The 17,571-nt window shown below is 66.7% G+C and carries 14 protein-coding genes; 4 read left to right on the forward strand and 10 right to left on the reverse strand.

From position 1 onward, the window contains the following. Positions 1–275: 275 nt before the first annotated feature. Positions 276–722: a hypothetical protein gene (locus tag GXK59_RS19125; protein ID WP_337248049.1), complete on the forward strand. Its 447-nt coding sequence runs from the start codon at positions 276–278 to the stop codon at positions 720–722. 44 nt (positions 723–766) lie between these two features. Here the strand turns inward: GXK59_RS19125 and GXK59_RS19130 are convergent, their stop codons facing one another. Genes GXK59_RS19130 through GXK59_RS19155 form a run of 6 tightly spaced genes read right to left on the reverse strand, consistent with a single transcriptional unit; the run spans position 767 to position 7,227 of the window. Next, complete coding sequence (locus GXK59_RS19130) at positions 767–1,600, reverse strand: HpcH/HpaI aldolase family protein (RefSeq protein WP_202129033.1); 834 nt, start codon at positions 1,598–1,600, stop codon at positions 767–769. Further along, entirely contained in the window at positions 1,585–2,370 is a 786-nt protein-coding gene (gene hpaH / locus GXK59_RS19135) for a 2-oxo-hept-4-ene-1,7-dioate hydratase (RefSeq protein WP_160663341.1), read from the reverse strand. The genes GXK59_RS19130 and hpaH overlap by 16 nt, the downstream gene beginning before the upstream one ends. Positions 2,371–2,372: 2 nt before the next feature. Beyond that, the gene (gene hpaD / locus GXK59_RS19140) at positions 2,373–3,461 is read right to left on the reverse strand and encodes a 3,4-dihydroxyphenylacetate 2,3-dioxygenase (RefSeq protein WP_160668900.1); all 1,089 of its coding nucleotides are present in this window, start codon (positions 3,459–3,461) and stop codon (positions 2,373–2,375) included. 39 nt (positions 3,462–3,500) lie between these two features. After that, positions 3,501–5,015 carry a 5-carboxymethyl-2-hydroxymuconate semialdehyde dehydrogenase gene (hpaE, locus tag GXK59_RS19145; protein ID WP_160663343.1) on the reverse strand — a complete coding sequence of 505 codons (1,515 nt, stop codon included), beginning with the start codon at positions 5,013–5,015 and terminating at the stop codon, positions 3,501–3,503. Between the two features lie 9 nt (positions 5,016–5,024). After that, the gene (locus tag GXK59_RS19150; RefSeq protein WP_160663345.1) at positions 5,025–5,747 is read right to left on the reverse strand and encodes a GntR family transcriptional regulator; all 723 of its coding nucleotides are present in this window, start codon (positions 5,745–5,747) and stop codon (positions 5,025–5,027) included. Further along, complete coding sequence (locus tag GXK59_RS19155) at positions 5,740–7,227, reverse strand: fumarylacetoacetate hydrolase family protein (protein ID WP_160663347.1); 1,488 nt, start codon at positions 7,225–7,227, stop codon at positions 5,740–5,742. Before GXK59_RS19155 ends, GXK59_RS19150 begins: the two co-directional genes overlap by 8 nt. Positions 7,228–7,464: 237 nt before the next feature. Here GXK59_RS19155 and GXK59_RS19160 point away from each other — a divergent pair, with 237 nt between their 5' ends. Then, positions 7,465–9,384: an FAD-binding monooxygenase gene (locus tag GXK59_RS19160; protein WP_160663349.1), complete on the forward strand. Its 1,920-nt coding sequence runs from the start codon at positions 7,465–7,467 to the stop codon at positions 9,382–9,384. A gap of 157 nt (positions 9,385–9,541) precedes the next feature. Here GXK59_RS19160 and GXK59_RS19165 read toward each other — a convergent pair whose 3' ends face one another. Both GXK59_RS19165 and GXK59_RS19170 read right to left on the reverse strand, forming a co-directional pair. Next, on the reverse strand, positions 9,542–10,399 hold the full coding sequence (locus tag GXK59_RS19165; protein ID WP_160663351.1) for a prephenate dehydratase: 858 nt from the start codon (positions 10,397–10,399) through the stop codon (positions 9,542–9,544). A gap of 159 nt (positions 10,400–10,558) precedes the next feature. Next, positions 10,559–11,968 (reverse strand): aldehyde dehydrogenase family protein, encoded by a 1,410-nt coding sequence (locus GXK59_RS19170; protein ID WP_160663353.1) that lies wholly within the window; start codon positions 11,966–11,968, stop codon positions 10,559–10,561. Positions 11,969–12,241: 273 nt separating this feature from the next. On the opposite strand from GXK59_RS19170, the gene GXK59_RS19175 reads away from it, so the two are divergent. Further along, positions 12,242–13,711: an APC family permease gene (locus GXK59_RS19175; protein ID WP_160663355.1), complete on the forward strand. Its 1,470-nt coding sequence runs from the start codon at positions 12,242–12,244 to the stop codon at positions 13,709–13,711. A gap of 126 nt (positions 13,712–13,837) precedes the next feature. Here the strand turns inward: GXK59_RS19175 and GXK59_RS19180 are convergent, their stop codons facing one another. Then, positions 13,838–14,809 (reverse strand): helix-turn-helix domain-containing protein, encoded by a 972-nt coding sequence (locus GXK59_RS19180; RefSeq protein WP_160663357.1) that lies wholly within the window; start codon positions 14,807–14,809, stop codon positions 13,838–13,840. A 124-nt stretch (positions 14,810–14,933) separates the two neighbouring features. Continuing rightward, entirely contained in the window at positions 14,934–15,524 is a 591-nt protein-coding gene (locus GXK59_RS19185; RefSeq protein WP_160663359.1) for a TetR/AcrR family transcriptional regulator, read from the reverse strand. 120 nt (positions 15,525–15,644) lie between these two features. On the opposite strand from GXK59_RS19185, the gene GXK59_RS19190 reads away from it, so the two are divergent. Continuing rightward, the gene (locus GXK59_RS19190; RefSeq protein WP_443094251.1) at positions 15,645–17,570 is read left to right on the forward strand and encodes a primary-amine oxidase; all 1,926 of its coding nucleotides are present in this window, start codon (positions 15,645–15,647) and stop codon (positions 17,568–17,570) included. The last annotated feature ends 1 nt before the right edge of the window (position 17,571 follow it).

A 17,571-nucleotide genomic window follows, 5' to 3' on the forward strand; every position in this document is an offset into this window, starting at 1 on the left:
TACCCGCAATCCCGGCCCGGGCGCGGCGGGAAAAAGCTTGCCGGGACCAGAAAGTGGCCCCGGACCCCGGCCACCAAGTGTTCCGGCGCACTGAAGTGAGTACATCTTCAGGTGCGCCACGTAGCAGCGCGGCTGAAACTCGAGTACCTTCCTCGCGGGACCCCGCGGACGGCCACCCTGTTGAATTGGGGTTGCCAGCCAGTTGAGCCGGCAAGTCGGACAGTGGTAGATGCCGGGGGGCACCGCATGTTGAAGCACTTCACGTTTGATCCAATGTGGCCGGGAAAGTCGGCGCCTGGACCTGCACTGATCGCGGGCAGGCCATGAACTCCGGGCTCAGTGCCCTGGCCCTTATCGCCGGATCCCTGCCCGGCTCAATCCTTTTGTCCCTGGGCCAGACCGTCGTCGTCGTGTGTGTCTGCTTCGACATGGTCCGTGCGCTCTCGGTGCCGCGGTCCCACCGCCGGTACGTGGCAAACACGGTCTTCACGACGCTGGCCTGGCCCTCGATCCTGATCAGCGCGGTCACTGTGCTCATCGATGCCGCCAGCGGGACATGGCAGGACGTCGCGGGCGGAGTCTTTGTGATGGTCATGGTGATCTTCCGGTGGCGCAACGGCGGCGATGAGGACAGCTGGTGGAAGGGCAAGGGCAAGAAACTGGCCGACTGGTTCCGCAACCAGACCGCTTCCCGGTCCGTGACTGCACCCGCCGCGGCCTAACCTAGCGTTGCTATGGCAGCCCGACGTTCCCTAGTGGCGGATCGTCAGTAGCTGGCGGGGGTGCTGGCGGCCTCAGCCACCGGGTCCGGTGGGATGAATTCGGCAGCGAGTGCTTCGGAGCCGCGGGCCAGCAGGGCGACGTCGGCTCCGACCAGGATGAAGTTGGCGCCGTTGGCCAGGTAGTGGCGGGCGGTGTCGGGGTTGAAGGCATTGACGCCGGCGGGTTTCCCGGCCGCTGTAGCGGCGGTGAGGCAGTGTTCGACGGCGGCCCGCACCTCTTCGTGTTCCTGCTGTCCCAGCAGACCCATGGACGCGGCAAGGTCGGAGGGCCCCAGGAAGATGGCGTCCACGCCGTCCACCGCCAGGATGTCCTCGACCGCGTCGACAGCGGCGGCGGATTCGATCTGGACGGTGACGCTGATGGTTTCACCGGCCCGGGCGAGGTAGTCCGGGACGCGGTTCCAGCGGGCGGCGCGGGCCAGGGCGGAGCCGACACCGCGCACCCCGTGCGGCGGGTAGCGGGTGGCGGCCACCGCGGCTTCTGCTTCGGCGGCTGAGTGGACCATTGGGATCAGCAGGTTCTGGACGCCCAGGTCCAGGTACTGCTTGATCACCACGGTGTCGTTGACCGGGGGCCGGACCAGGGTGTGGATGGGGTAGCCGTGGATGGCCTGGAGCTGGGCGAGGATGGATTCGAGCCCGTTGGGGCTGTGTTCGGCATCCACTAACAGCCAGTCCAGGCCGGACCCGGCGCAGAGTTCGGCCACCAGCGGGCTGCCCGAGCACACCCACATCCCGGCCAGCGGGCGGCCGGCAGCGCCGGTTTGGTTGCGCAGGGCGTCCCGGAAGGTGTTTTGAGGTTCTATTCGAAGCGGCATGTCACAACTCCCAGTGGTCCGTAGTCTGCGTGGACGGTGTCGCCCTTGGACACCCACATCGGCCGGGTAAAGGAACCGGCCAGGATGATGTCGCCGGCTTTCATGCTGTCCCCGTGGGCGGCGATCTTGTTGGCCAGCCAGTGCACCCCGTTGGCCGGGTGGTCCAGGACCCCGGCGGCAACACCGGTCTCCTCCACCGTCTGATTCTTGTAGAGGATGGCGGAGACCCAGCGGAGGTCCACGGCGTCGGGCTTCACCGGGTTGCCGCCGATCACCATGGCCCCCATCGCGGCGTTGTCCGAGATGGTGTCCACGATGGTCCGGCCCTCCATCTCGATCCGGGAATCCAGGATCTCCAGGGCCGGAACCACGTAGTCCGTGGCCCGCAGGACATCGAAAATGGTGCAGCCGGGGCCTTTGAGCGCGTCTTTGAGGACAAACGCCAGCTCCACCTCCACCCGCGGGTGGGTGTACTTGTCCCACTCCACCGAGCAGCCGGTCTCGAGCACCATGTCATCGAAGATGGCGCCGTAGTCCGGTTCGGTGATGCCGGTGGCAGCCTGCATGGCCTTCGACGTCAGACCGATCTTCCGCCCCACCAGGGTCCGGCCGGCTTCCTCGCTGCGGCGCCGCCACAACTGCTGGACCGCGTAGGAGTCCTCCACCGTCATATCCGGGTAGCGGGCAGTCAGGCGGGGAACAGGCTTCCGGTTGCGGCCGGCTTCGAGCAGTTCGTCCGCGATGGCCTCAATCGTTGTGGCATCCAGCATGGCTACAGCTGCGCCCCGAGCTTGAACCCGGTTTTCTCGCCGGCATGGCCGTCCTCTTCCTTGCGGGTGTAGGAGAAGCCGTCGGCACCCACGGTCACTGCCATTTCGCTCTTTTCCTCGCGGATGATGACCGGCTGCGGATTGCCGTCCAGGTCCAGGACCAGGGAGGCCTCGGTATACCAGGACGGGACGACGGGGTTGCCCCACCAGTCGCGGCGCTGGTTGTCGTGCACGTCCCAGGTGATGACGGGGTTGTCCGGGTCGCCGGTGTAGTAGTCCTGGGTGTAGATCTCGATGCGGTGGCCGTCCGGGTCCAGGATGTACAGGTAGAAGGCGTTGGAGACGCCGTGCCGGCCCGGGCCGCGCTCGATCCGGTCGGAGATGCGCAGCGCGCCCATTTTGTCGCAGATCTGGATGATGTTGTGCTTCTCATGGGTGGCGAACGCGACGTGGTGCATGCGCGGGCCGTTGCCCCCGGTCAGTGCGGTGTCGTGCACGGTCTGCTTGCGGTGCATCCAGACGGCGTAGGTGACGCCGTCGGAATCCTGGATGTCCTCCGAGACCCGGAAGCCGAGGTCCTCAAGGTACTTCCGGCCGCGCGGGACGTCCGGGGTGACCTGGTTGAAGTGATCCAGCCGGACGAGTTCGCCGGCGGAGTAGAGGTCGTAGCGCTGGGTGAGGCGTTCGACGTGCTCCACGTCGTAGAAAAACTCGTAGGGGAAGCCCAGCGGGTCCTCGACGCGGACGGAGTCGCCAATGCCCTTGGTGAAGCCTTCCTTGCGGCGTTCGGTGCGGCAGCCGAGTTCCTTATAGTAGGCCTCGGCGGCATCGACCTCGGCGGGGGACTTCACCCGGTAGGCGAACGCGGCGACGGCGGCGATGGGTCCCTTGCGCAGCACAAGGTTGTGGTGGATGAACTCCTCCAAGGAGCGCAGGTAGATGTTGTTCTCGTCTTCCTCGGTGACGTGCAGGCCAAGGAGGTCAACGTAGAACTCGCGGGACTTGGCCAGGTCCGTGACCACGATCTCCATGTAGGCGCAGCGGACGATGTCCGGTGCCGGGACGGAGGGGGTCGGGATGAAGTTGGTCATGGTCATCTCTCTTCTTTGAAAGGGGGGGCAGGACGCGGGTTAGGCGCCGAATTTGGGAGTGTGGACGGTGCCGAGGGTGATGTGGACGGCCTGCTGGTCGGTGTAGAAGTCGATGGAGCGGTAGCCGCCCTCGTGCCCCAGGCCGGAGGCCTTGACGCCGCCGAAGGGGGTGCGGAGGTCGCGGACGTTGTGGCTGTTGAGCCAGACCATGCCGGCCTCGACGTTCTGGGAGAAGTTGTGCGCCCGGGTCAGGTTCTGGGTCCAGATATACGCCGCGAGCCCGTACTTGGTGTTGTTCGCCAGGGCGAGTGCTTCGTCGTCGGTATCGAACGGGGTGATCGCCACGACCGGGCCGAAGATTTCCTCCTGGAAGATCCGGGCGTCCGGTGCGACGTCGGCGAATACGGTGGGCGCGATGTAGTTGCCCTCCGGCAGGTGGGCCGGGCGGCCGCCGCCGGCCAGCAGCCGGCCTTCGGTTTTGCCGATTTCCACGTAGGAGGCCACCTTGGCATAGTGCTCCGGGTGGACCAGGGCCCCGACCTCGGTCTTGGGGTCGTGGGGGTCGCCGACCACGATGTTCTTGGCCCGGGCGGCGTACTTGTCGCAGAATTCCTCATACACGGCACGCTCCACCAGGATCCTGGAGCCGGCCGTGCAGCGCTCGCCGTTGAGCGAGAAGACGCCGAACAAGGCGGAATCGATCGCGGCGTCGAGGTCGGCGTCGGCGAACACCACGCACGGCGACTTGCCGCCGAGCTCCATGGACAGGCCCTTGAGGTTTTCCGCGGCGTTGCGGAAGATCGTCTGGCCGGTGGTGGTTTCGCCGGTGAAGGAGATCAGCGGCACGTCCGGGTGCTTCACCAGCGCGTCGCCGGCTTCCTCGCCGAGGCCGTTGACGAGGTTGAAGACGCCGTCGGGCAGGCCGGCGTCTTTGAAGATGGTGGCCCAGAGCGAGGCGGACAGCGGGGTGAATTCGGCCGGCTTGAGGACAACGGTGTTGCCGGTTGCCAGCGCCGGGGCGAGCTTCCAGGACTCGAGCATGAACGGCGTGTTCCACGGCGTGATGAGGCCCGCGACGCCGATCGGCTTGCGGTTGACGTAGTTGATCTGGGCGCCAGGGACTTTCATGGCGTCGTCGAACTGGGCCACGATCAGGTCCGCGAAGAACCGGAAGTTCTCCGCCGCGCGCAGCGCCTGGCCCTTGGCCTGGGTGATCGGCAGGCCGGTGTCGAAGGTTTCGAGCTCGGCGAGCCGTGCCTCCTGGGCTTCGACGGCGTCGGCGATCCTGTTCAGGACCCGGGAGCGTTCCCGCGGCTTCATCCGCGGCCACGGCCCGGTGGTGAAGGCCTTCCGGGCGGCCGCGACAGCGAGGTCGATGTCCTCTTTCTGCCCGGCGGCGGCGGTGGCGTAGTTGGTGTTGGACACCGGATCCAGGACGTCGAAGGTCTTGCCGCTCAGGGAGTCGACGAATTCGCCATTGATGTAGTGCTGGATGTGGGTGGGAAGGTCCTGCGGAACGTAGTGGGTTGTAGCTTCTTCGGCAGTGAACGTCATTGTCTTTCCTTACTGCTGGGGCGTGTGCTGGTCGGTTGCAGCGGCCTGGGCGAGGTAGGCGTCCAGGGTGGCGGAGCGGTGGAGGCGGGCGGCCTTTTCGATCTCGTCGGAAGTGGCGCCCGACTCGATGAGCTTCAGGAGTGCCTCGTGTTCGTCGACCGATTCGTGGGCGCGGCGGGGGACGAAGCGGAACGTGGAGGACCGCAGCGAGGCGAGCCGGTTCCAGCCACGGTGGACGAGGTCCAGGATGTGGGGGTTGGGGCAGTGCTCGAACAGCATGCTGTGGAAGTCCTGGTTCAGCCGGGTGAACCGGACGGGGTCGAAGTGCTGCAGGCATGCGCGCATCTCGGCGTTGACGGCGCGGGCACGGGCTATGTCCGCCGGCCCGATCAGGGGAGCAGAAAGGGCCGTGGCGGCACCTTCCACGATGCTGAGGGTTTGCATCGTGTAGAGGTACTCGGTGGGGTCGATCCCGGCGACGGTGGCGCCGACGTTCCGCTCGAATGTCACCAGCCCTTCGGCCTCGAGCCGGCGGATGGCTTCGCGGACCGGCACCACACTGACGCCCAGATCCTCGGCGATCTTCGCCAGCACCAGCCGGTAGCCGGGGGAGTAGGCCCCGTCCACGATCCGGGCCTTGACGGCCGCGTAGGCCTGCTCGGACTTGCTGACTGTGTGCGCGGCGGGGTGAGTACCTGTGTTTGTGCCTGTGGCAGTCGCCGTGTCAGTCATTGGCTTTGCCTGCTTCCCATTCCTCGTACTTGGTCCGCCATGCGGTGTTCAGCGGGTAGAGGCCGTCCACGCTGTGACCCTGTGCCACCATCTCGGCGATGAAGACTTCCTCGCGTTCCTGGGCGATGGAATCGTCCGCGAGTTCTTCGGCCAGGGCCGGCGGGATCACCAGGATGCCGTCCGCGTCCGCCACGATGATGTCCCCGGGCTGCACGGTGGCGCCGCCGCAGGCGATCGTGATGTCCGTGTCCCACGGGATGTGCCGGCGCCCGAGGACTGCGGGGTGCGGGTTGGCGTAATAGGTGGGCATGTCCATCGCAGCCACGGCGGAGAAGTCACGGACGCCGCCGTCGGTGATGACGGCGGCGGCGCCTCGGACCTGGGCGCGGAGGGCCAGGATGTCGCCGATGGTGCCGGTGCCCTTTTCGCCGCGGGCCTCCATGACGAGGATTTCGCCCTCGTTGACCGAGTCGATGGCCTTCTTCTGGGCGTTGAAGCCGCCGCCGTGGGTCTTGAAGAGGTCCTCGCGGTTGGGCACGTAGCGCAGGGTCCGGGCCAGGCCCACGATCCGCCTGTCCGGGCGGGTCGAGGTCAGGCCGTCGATGCTGACGTTGTTCAGGCCGCGCTTGCGCAGCTGGGAGGACAGGGTGGCCGTGCAGACGCTTTCGAGCTTCGCCTTCAGCTCCGGCGACAGGACATGTCCGACGGCGGCGAGTCCGGCCGCTTCACGCGAGCCGTAGGCTTCCTCCCGCTGGAGGTCATCGGTCCTGGGCTGCGCGCCGAAGTCCGCGAACGGCGTCGTGCCCTCCTCGACCCGGGTGACCAGGCGGCCCGTGGAGAAGCCGGCAGCGGCGGCGCCCGCCGTCGTGCTTTCGGTGCTGACTTCAACTTCGACGACGTCGCCCGGCTTGGCCACGGAGGCCCCGGCGGGGGTGCCGGTGAGGATGATGTCGCCTTCCTCGAGGGTGAGCAGCTGGGAGAGATCAGCGACCAGGCGGGCAAACGGGAAGAGCAGGTCACCGGTGGTGTCGTCCTGGACCAGGTCGCCGTTGTGCCAGGTGCGGATCCGTAGTTGTGCCGGGTCGACGGCGTCCGCGGCGATCAGTCCCGGGCCCACCGGCGTGAAACCGTCGCCGCCCTTGGACCGGAGGTTGGAGCCCTTGTCGGCGTAGCGGAGGTCGTAGACGCCAAGGTCGTTACTGGCCGTGATCCACCCGACGTGGTTCCAGGCGTCCTCGATGGCCACGCGCCGGGCCGGCTTGCCGATGATGAGGGCGATCTCGCCTTCGTACCCGAGGAGTTCGCAGCCGGCGGGACGTTCCACCGTTGAGCCGCTGAGCGCCAGGGAGGAGGATGGCTTCAGGAAATACGACGGCTGCCCGGGTGTCCGGCCGCGCTGCGCTGCCCGGCTGGGGTAGTTGATGTGGACCGCAATGACCTTGCGCGCTGCGGCCAGGAGGTGGTCGGTGACCTGTTCCAAGAATTACTCCTCATCGAGTACGAAATCGTATACGAAAACTATTGCCCAGGAATCGTGGGACGTCAACCCCTTGCCTGGGGGAGTTTTCCGGGTACTTGTAACCCGCGTCATATCTGCCGTACAGTTTTGCCTGGAGATATGAGTTCTATTATCGAACGTCAAGTTCTAATATCGAACACCCCGACGGCGACAGTCCGCCACACCACGAAGTGCCACACAGCGAAGTGAGGAAAGCCCGTGCAGTTCCACCACCACGGTTACGTATCCGGTGACCCGCGAGTCCAGCCAGCTGCCGGCGTCGGCATCGATCGGCCCACAGAACTTCCTGACGAGGTCGACGTGCTCATTGTGGGCACCGGACCGGCGGGCGTTGTCACCGCCGCGCAGCTGTCCCAGTTCCCGGGCCTCACCACCCGGATCGTGGAGCGCCGCGACGGGCGGCTCCCCATTGGCCAGGCCGACGGCATCCAGGCCCGGAGTGTCGAGACCTTCCAGGCCTTCGGATTCGCCGAGCGGATCATCGCCGAGGCCTACCGCATCACCGAGATGGCCTTCTGGAAGCCGGACCCCGCGGACCCGTCCCGGATCGTCCGGGCCGCCCGCGCCGTGGACGACACGACAGGCATCAGCGAGTTCCCGCACCTCATCGTCAACCAGGCCCGCGTCCTGGACTACTTCGGCGAGTTCATGGCGAACGCGCCCACCCGCATGGCGCCTGACTACGGCCTGGAGTTCCGGAGCCTCGAGGTCTCCGACGCAGGCGAGTATCCCGTCACCGTCACCCTCGTCCACACTGCCGGCCCCGATGAGGGCCGGGAGCGCATTGTCCGGGCGAAGTACGTCGTCGGCGCGGATGGCGCCAGGAGCAAGGTCCGGGACTCGATCGGCTGCACCCTCGCGGGCGACCAGGCCAACCACGCCTGGGGCGTCATGGATATCCTCGCCGTCACGGACTTCCCGGACATCCGCACGAAGTGCGCGATCCAGTCCGGCACCGGCGGCAGCATCCTGCTGATCCCGCGCGAAGGCGGCTACCTGTTCCGCATGTATGTCGATCTTGGCGAGGTCGACGGGAACGACAAAGGCGCCGTGCGCAGCACCACCATCGAGCAGATCATTGCCCAGGCGAATGAGATCCTCCACCCCTATACCCTCGACGTCCGCAATGTTGCCTGGCACAGCGTGTATGAGGTCGCCCACCGCCTCACTGACCGGTTCGACGACGTCCTGCCGGACCAGCTGGGCACGCGCACGCCGCGCGTGTTCATCACCGGCGACGCATGCCACACGCACAGCGCCAAGGCCGGCCAGGGCATGAACGTTTCCATGCAGGACGGCTTCAACCTGGGCTGGAAGCTCGGGCACGTGCTCGAGGGCCGCAGCCCGGAAAGCCTGCTGTCCACGTATTCGGCCGAGCGCCAGGTCATCGCGAAGAACCTCATTGACTTCGACAAGGAGTGGTCGACGCTCATGGCGAAGAAGCCCGAGGAATTCGAAAGCCCCTCGGAGCTCGAGGACTTCTACGTGAGCACCGCCGAGTTCCCGGCCGGATTCATGACCCAGTACGCCCCGTCCATGCTCGTCGGCGAGGCCGACCACCAGGACCTGGCTGCCGGCTTCCCCATCGGCAAGCGCTTCAAGTCCGCGTCCGTTGTGAGGGTCTGCGACACCAACCCGATGCACCTGGGCCACCACGCCACGGCGGACGGGCGGTGGCGCATCTACGTCTTTGCCGACGCAGCAGCGGCCGGTGCCCCGTCACCCACCACGGACTTCGCCGACTGGATCGCGACCGCGCCGGACTCCCCGCTCGCCGCCACCCCCAGGGGGGCCGACCTCGACGCGTGGTTCGACGTGAAGGTGATCTACCAGCAGGACCACACGGGTGTCGACATCGGCGCGGTCCCCCCAGTGTTCAAGCCGCTGGTGGGCCCGTTCCAGCTCACGGACTACGAGAAGGTCTACGCCACCGATCCGACGGCGGACATCTTCGAGCTGCGCGGCCTGGACCGCGGCGGCGTCGTTGTGGTGGTCCGCCCGGACCAGTATGTGGCCAACGTCCTGCCCCTCACGGCGACGGCGGAGCTCGGCGCGTTCTTCGCGCCCCTCCTGCAGGCAGGCAACCGCACCCCCGAGCTCCAGGACCACGCGGGCTAAGCACCGGTCCGGGTACCCCTGCGCGCTGCGGGAAACGTCCCGTGACACGGCAAAGGCTGAGCGCTACGGGTATACCCGCAGCGCTCAGCCTTTTGCGCGTCGCCAGCCCGGATCCGTAGCGGATTCCTAGGCGGGTCCCGCCTGCGCGGCGAGGACCTCAGCTTGCGGCTGCTTGTCCGGTCCGGTACTCGGCTGCGGCATAGACGCCCAAAATGCGCACTTCGGTGGTGAAGAAGTCCAGCTCCTCAAGGGCCAGGCGGACGGGCAGGTCCTCGGGGTGACCTTCGACGTCGGCCATGAACATGGTGGCAGCAAACTCGTCGCCCACCATGTAGCTTTCCAGCCTTGTCATGTTCACGCCGTTCGTGGCAAACCCGCCAAGCGCCTTGAATAGGGCAGAAGGAACGTTCCGGACCCGGAACAGCAAACTGGTCACAGCCGCTTCCGGCAGCGCCTCCCGGGACGGCAATTCCTTTTCCGGCGCCAGGACCACGAACCGGGTGGTGTTGGACGGGTCATCTTCCACCCGCGAAGCCAGCACCTGCAAGCCGTAGATCCGGGCAGCGAGCGGGGGAGCGAGGGACAGCTTGGTCGGATCATTCCACTCCCGCACTTCACGGGCAGAACCGGCGGTATCGCCGGCAATAACAGGCTTCAGGCCGGCACTGCGGATCAGCTTGCGGCACTGGCCCAGGGCATGGATGTGGCTGTGGACCTCAGTGGCCCCCTCGATGGTGCTGCCCGGGATGCCCAACAGGTCAAAATGAATCGGAAGAAAGTACTCGCCCACTATCTGCAGACCGGATAGCGGCAGCAGGACGTGGATGTCAGCCACCCGGCCGGCGATCGAGTTCTCAATAGGAATCATGGCCAGGGCAGCCTCCCCGCCGGATACCAGCTCTAAGGCATCCTCGAAGCTGGCGCACGGGACGCTTTCCAGCTCGGGAAACATCTGCGCGCACGCAATATTGGAATTGGCGCCGGGCTCACCCTGGTACGCAATCTTCTTGACCATGGTCGGTATGCTGTCATGCCGGGAGCCCTAGTGCCCAAACGGTTCGCGTTCAGCGTCACAAGCCGGGGGTTCCGCGACATCGAGCCCCAGTCATCTGGGATACCCGGAGGCCGGGGCAAACTCCCCCGGCCTCCGCCGTCGCAGGTTACCCCCGGCCGGTCAGCCGTTGATGACCTGGGGTACGCCGAGGGCCTTGAGTCCTTCGACGCCGAATTCCAGGCCGTAGCCGGATTGCTTGGCGCCGCCGAAGGGGATGCGCGGGTCAACGGCGCCGTGCTTGTTGATCCAGACGGTGCCTGCCTCGAGCCGGGCCGCGACCGTGCGGGCTTCCGCCGGATCGGCGGACCAGACGGAGGCGCCGAGTCCGACGTCGAGTCCGTTGGCCATAGTGACGGCCTCGTCCACCGTGCGGTAGCGGATGATGGGCAGGGCGGGGCCGAACTGTTCCTCGGCCACCAGCGGATTGTTGTTGTCGATGTCGGCCACCAGGGTGGCGGGGTAGAAGTAGCCGGGCTGGTCCGTGGCCGGGTCGCCGCCGAGCAGGATCTTGGCCCCGGAATCGCGGGCGTCCTCTACCAGCCGGGCCACGATGTCGAACTGCTGCTTGTTCTGCAGCGGGCCCAGCACATTCCCCTCGTCGAGGCCGTTGCCCATGGGCATCGCGGCGGCGACCGCGGTGAGTTCCTCGCAGACGGCATCGTAGATGTCGCCGTGGACGTAGAGGCGCTTCAGGGCCGCGCAGGTCTGGCCGGTGTTGATGAAGGCGCCCCAGAAGAGGCCCTCCGCGATAGCCTTGGGGTCGGCGTCGGGCAGGACGATGCCTGCGTCGTTGCCGCCGAGTTCCAGGGTGAGGCGTTTGACCGTGTCCGCGGAGGACCTGATGATGGCTTTGCCCGTGGCCGTGGAGCCGGTGAACATCACCTTGCCGATCGTGGGGTGCTCGGCCAGCCTTGCGCCGACGTCGCGGCCGCCGGAGACGACGGTGAGGAGGCCTTCGGGCAGTTCCTCGTTGAGGACTTTCGCCAGGGCCAGGACGGACAGCGGGGTGTATTCGGACGGTTTGACCACCACGGCGTTGCCCATCCGGAGGGCCGGTGCGATCTGCCAGATGGTGATCATCATGGGCCAGTTCCAGGGCCCGATCGCCCCGACGACGCCGATGGGCCGGTAGTGCAGTTCGGCGCGGGTTTCGCCGTCGTCCACCACGGTCTCCGGCTCCAGGACGGTGGCGGCAGCCGTGCGGAGCCAGGCGGCGCAGGCGCCGACCTCGAACCGTGCATTGGGGCCGTTGAGGGGTTTGCCCTGCTCGCGGGAGAGCAGGCGGGCGAGTTCCTCGGCAGAGCGTTCGACGGCGTCGGCGGCCCTCAACAGTGCGGCGCTCCGCGCGTCATGGCCCAATGCCGCCCACGCGGGTTGGGCGGCGGCTGCAGCGGCAATGGCCCGCTCCAGGTCCTCCAGCGTGTGCACCGGCGCTTTGCCGACGACAGTGCCGGTGGCGGGGTCAAGGATGGTCCGGGTGTCGCCGGTGTCAGGGGTGATCGAGGCCAGAAGGGCGTCGTAAGTTTCCATGGGGTGTACTCCACATCGAGTAGTTGGCCGTACTGTCATGTCCGAGTGTCCTCCGGTGTGCGGCGCGCAGTCTTGTCTTTGCGCGAACTGCAGTTGACCCAGTGCGAAGGATCGCGGCGGCCTTGGATGCCGTTGCGCTGAGGAACAACAAACGATCGCTGATCGACAAAAGGGTGACAGGCGTCACCTGCAATGCTGGATTGCACGGTGCAAGACACCTCTCCCTTTCTCACACCGCCAATCCCCAGACTCATGACCGTTAAGAAGGATCCGATGAGTATTTCAAAATCCGAGCCCCGGACCGCGGAAGACAATCCCCGCGCCGAGCACTCCACCGCCCTGCGCGCCGGCAGCGTCGGCGTCATGGGCATTCTCTTCTTTGTTTTGTCCGCCCAGGCGCCATTGACCGGAATCGTCGGGGCGTCGCCGCTGGCCGCGGCCCTCGGCAACGGCCCCGGAGCGCCCGGTGCGTACCTGGTGGTGGGTATCGTCATCGTCATCTTTGCGGTCGGGTTCGTGGCGATGAGCCGCAAGATCCAGGCCAACGGCGCGTTCTACGCCTATGTGACCGCCGCCTTTGGGCGCAAGACCGGAGCGGGAGCCGCGTGGCTCGCGCTCCTGGCCTACAGCACAGTCCAGGCCGCAATGTACGGGCTGTACGGCGCGGCGTTCTCGGGGCTCCTCGGGTCCGCCGGCGTCGTGGTTCCCTGGTGGCTGCTGGCCGTGGTCACGATGGCCGGCGTGCAGATGCTCGGATCCCTCAACATCGAACTTGGTGCGCGCGTCCTGGCGGTACTTGTTGGACTCGAAGTCGCCATCCTGCTCATGTTCGGCATCACTGTGCTGCTGCGGGGCGGCGGCCCGGAGGGAATTTCGCTCGCGGCGTCCTTCTCTCCCGCGGCGATCGCCACCGGAGCCCCGGGCGTCGCCATCATGTTCGCCGTCGCCTCCATGTTCGGCTTCGAATCCACGGCCATCTACTCGGCCGAGGCCAAGGATGCCCACCGCACAGTGGCCCGTGCCACCTACCTGTCGGTGGGGGTCATCTCGGTGTTCTTCGCCTTCATCTCGTGGATGCTGGTCAGCTACTACGGCCCATCGCGCGTCATGGACGCCGCGGGGGCGGCGCTCGAATCAGGCGACTCCACCTCCTTCGTGCTGACACCGATGGTGGAACTCTTCGGGCCGTGGGCCGGGATCGCCACCGGCGTCCTGCTCGTGACCTCGCTGCTGGCCGGCATCATCGCCTTCCACAACGGCATCAACCGCTACCTCCATTCGCTGGCACTGCGCGGGTCCATGCCCGGCGTCGTCGCCCATACCAACCGGCACCGTGCCCCCGCCGTCGCCGCACGGATCCAGACCGTAATCGCGTTCCTGCTCATGGCGCCGTTCGCCCTGCTGTCCCTGGACCCGGTCCTGACCCTCTTTTCCTGGTTCAGCGGGCTGGCCGTGGCCGCGCTCCTGGTCCTGTACATCCTGTGCTCCCTGGCCGTCGTCGCGTATTTCCGGCGCGAAAGAGTGGCCGGCCAGGTCTGGCAGACCAAAGTGGCGCCGATACTCGCCACCCTGCTTCTTGGCTGGGTTCTGTCCCTCGTGGTCAGCAACTTCACGGCGCTGATTGGCGGCAGCACCGAAACGGCCATGGGCCTGCTGACCGCTGTCCCCGTAGTGTTTGCGGCCGGCGTCTTGGTGGAAGTCGGCGTCGAGCGCAAGGCCGCCCGGGCCGGGGTCCCCGCGTAGCGGCCGGCATTAAATGCTGGGGGCGGTGCCGGACGGATCCGGCACCGCCCCTTCTGCAGCCCGCTGGCGGTGCCGGCGGCCGGTGCGGCTGAGCAGCGGCGCCTGCCTGCGGGAGCGGACCGTCGTTTAGGCGCCGCGCCGCCAGTCGCTGGGGGATTCGCCGAAGGCGTCACGGAAAGACCGGCTGAAGTGGGCCGCATCCAGGAAACCCCAGCGCGCGGCCACGGCCCCCACCGGCATGCCGGCCAGGAGCGGATCCCGCAGCTCGCGGCGTGCCCCTTCCAGCCGCTGGGTCCGGATCCAGCTCGCCACGGTGGTCCCGGATTCATGGAAGACGTTGTGCAGGTGCCGTGTGGAAATGAAATGGGCCGCCGCGATGGACGCGGGCGACAGCAGCGGATCGGCCAGCCGGGCGTCGATGTACTCGCGGACGGATGCCGCCAGGAGGGCCTGCGGCCGCATCCGGTCCGCGGACATGTCCAGTTCCGAATGCAGCATCGTGGAAACGAGATCGAGGGCATTCGCGGCAAGGCGGGACCCGCTGGGGCCGCTCAGGGCATCCAGGTTCTCGGCAAGGTGGGCGATGAACGGCCCGACGATTGCGGCGAGGCCTGAGCCGGCGGCCATCCGCACGGCCGAAAGCTCCGCGATGCAGTCCGGCGGCAGGGACAGCGCGTCCCAGGGAAACATCACCACCATGAGCCGGGCGTCGCCCTCGAAGGCAAGCGTGTAGGGGCGGCTGGTGTCATAGATAGAGAGGTCGCCCGGCTGCAGGACGGCCTCGCGGTTGTCCTGGATGAGGAGCCCGGTGCCCTGCATTTGGAGATTGAGCTTGAAATAGCGCTGGTCGGACTGCGCAATGAGCGCCGGCGTGCGGTGGACCTCATGGCTCGTGGAGGACACCTCGACGACCGCCACGCGGTCCAGCCTGCGGGCCCGCAGGCGGCCGCGGAAGTTTTCCGCATTCTTGCTCGACGCGGCCAGGGGAACGAAGGACTCCGCGACGAGGTGCCGCCAGTGGTCGAACGAGGTTGCCGGGCTGGTGCGCAGGGCCTGGCCGGCGGGACTGAAGGAGGGGCGGGCTGCAACTGCGGTCATCGAGGATCCTGACGCCGTCGTATTTCAGGGAGTGTGTCATGGGACACAGTCCTTTCAGGGTAGCGCCGCGGCCCGCCGGTGTCATCTTTTTTCGACAGCTGGCGAAAAAAGATTGCACGCAGGGTCAGCGGGCCAGCAGGGTCAGGAACCCTTCCAGCTGTTCATTCAGCCCGAGCTCCAGCTGGCCTTCCGGGGCGAGCGCCGCCGCGATCTGCGCGCCGAGGAGGAGGTTGAGCAGCTGTCCGGCCAGTGCGGCGTCGTCGACGGCGGTGGCAACTGCGCCGGCCTGCCGCGCCTCGGCAAGGTACTGCCGCATCGCCGCAAGCCACTGTTGCATTGATTCCCGGTGGATCCGGGCCTTGCCGGGATCGTTGATGGCCTTCTGCCAGAACGGAATGACAATCCGGGCCTCGTTGATCCGCTCCTCATCCAGGGGCAGCACCTCGACGCAAAACGCCTTCAGGGCCGCGAGTCCAGCCAGTCCGGCGGTCACCGTCGCGATGCGCTCGTTGGTGCGGTTGAAAACGTGCCCGAATGCGAAGGTCAGCAGGTCATCCTTCGTGGGAAAGTACGGCTTGAGGGCCCCGTTCGCAAAGCCGGCCTCAAGGGCAATTTCCCGCATCGTGGCACTTTCAATGCCGAGCCGGGCGATGATCCGCCACGTGGCGTCGACGAGTTCAAGCCGCCGCTGGTCGTGGTCGACAATCTTTGGCACCGGACAGCTCCCCAGGAATATTTTGCGTCGGACTCTTGTGGCACAGCTTACGTTTCCGTATTCTCTACAACTATAGAAAATAAAGTTCTGACCCGCCAGGGTCCCCGAACGAAGGCCGCCATGATGACCGTACAAACTGACACACGCACCCCGTTTAGTCCGTACAGCCTGGCCGCGGGCGCTGAAATCACGGCAGTTCAAGGCATCCTGCGCTCCGCGGGGCTGCTGGGCGACACCAAACGCATCGCGTACCTGGGCCTGCTGGATCCCGCCAGGAATGCGCCGGAGGGAAGCGAGGACCGCAGGTTCCGGGTCTTCGTCCATGACGTGTCCGGAGGGCGCCCGGCCGACGTGACCGTCTCGGTGTCCAGCAGCGCGGTGATATCCGTCGTCGAGCTGGACACCGCGGTGGCCGGTGAACTCCCCGTCCTGGAGGAAGAGTTCGAGCTCGTCGAGGAGCTTCTGGCCACGGACGAGTGCTGGCTTGAGGCGCTGGCCAACCGCGGCCTGGACGTCAGCAAGGTCCGCGTTGCCCCGCTGTCTGCCGGCGTCTTCGAGTACCCGGAGGAAAAGGGCCGCCGCATCCTTCGCGGGCTGGCTTTCGTGCAGGATTTCCCCGAGGACAGCGCCTGGGCCCACCCCGTGGACGGTCTCGTGGCGTACGTCGATGTGGTCAGCAAGGAAGTCACGCAGGTGCTGGACCTGGGCGCCATGCCGATTCCCGCAGAGCACGGCAACTACACGGACCCTGAGCTCACCGGTCCGCTCCGCACCACGCAGAAACCCATCAACATCACCCAGCCGGAAGGGCCCAGCTTCACCGTCACCGGCGGCAACCACATCGAGTGGGAAAAGTGGAGCCTCGACGTCGGCTTCGATGTCCGCGAAGGGGTAGTACTGCACAACATTGCGTTCCAGGACGGCGACCGGAAACGGAGCATCATCAACCGGGCGTCCATCGCCGAAATGGTGGTCCCGTACGGAGATCCCTCGCCGATCCGGTCCTGGCAGAACTACTTCGACACCGGCGAGTACCTCGTGGGCCAGTACGCCAACTCCCTGGAGCTGGGCTGCGACTGCCTCGGCGAGATCACCTACCTCAGCCCCGTCATCAGCGACGCCTTCGGCAACCCCCGCGAGATCCGCAACGGCATCTGTATGCATGAGGAGGACTGGGGGATCCTGGCCAAGCACAGCGACCTCTGGACGGGCATCAACTACACCCGCCGCAACCGCCGCCTGGTGATCTCCTTCTTCACCACCATCGGCAACTACGACTACGGCTTCTACTGGTACCTCTACCTCGACGGAACCATCGAGTTCGAGGCCAAGGCCACCGGCGTCGTCTTCACCTCCGCCTACCCGGAGGGCGGATCGGCCAACATCTCCCAGCTCGCCCCGGGTCTGGGCGCACCGTTCCACCAGCACCTGTTCAGCGCACGCCTGGACATGGCAATCGACGGTCTCACCAACCGGGTCGAGGAAGAAGACGTGGTCCGGCAGGCGATGGGCGAAGGCAACGAACGCGGCAACGCCTTTTCCCGGAAGCGCACGCTCATTGCCCGCGAATCCGAGGGCGCGCGCGAGGCCGACGCCCGCAACGGCCGGACCTGGGTCATCTCCAACCCGCAGTCACGGAACCGCCTCGGCGAACCCGTGGCGTACAAGCTCCACGCCGAAGGCCAGCCCACCCTGCTGGCGGACCCGGAGTCCTCGATTGCCCGGCGCGCCGCGTTCGCCACGAAGGACCTGTGGGTCACCCGGCACGCCGACGCGGAGCGCTACCCCACCGGCGACTTCGTGAACCAGCATTCCGGGGGAGCGGGGCTGCCGGCCTATGTTGCCCAGGACCGGGACCTGGACGGCCAGGACATCGTGCTCTGGCACACCTTTGGCCTCACGCACTTCCCGCGTCCCGAGGACTGGCCCATCATGCCCGTGGACACAGCCGGCTTCAAGCTGCGCCCGGAAGGCTTCTTTGACCGCAGCCCCGTGCTGGATGTGCCGGCGAATGCACAGCCGGCCGGTGGCCACTGCCACAGCTGAG

This window comes from Pseudarthrobacter sp. ATCC 49987, from assembly GCF_009928425.1.
GTDB lineage: Bacteria > Actinomycetota > Actinomycetes > Actinomycetales > Micrococcaceae > Arthrobacter.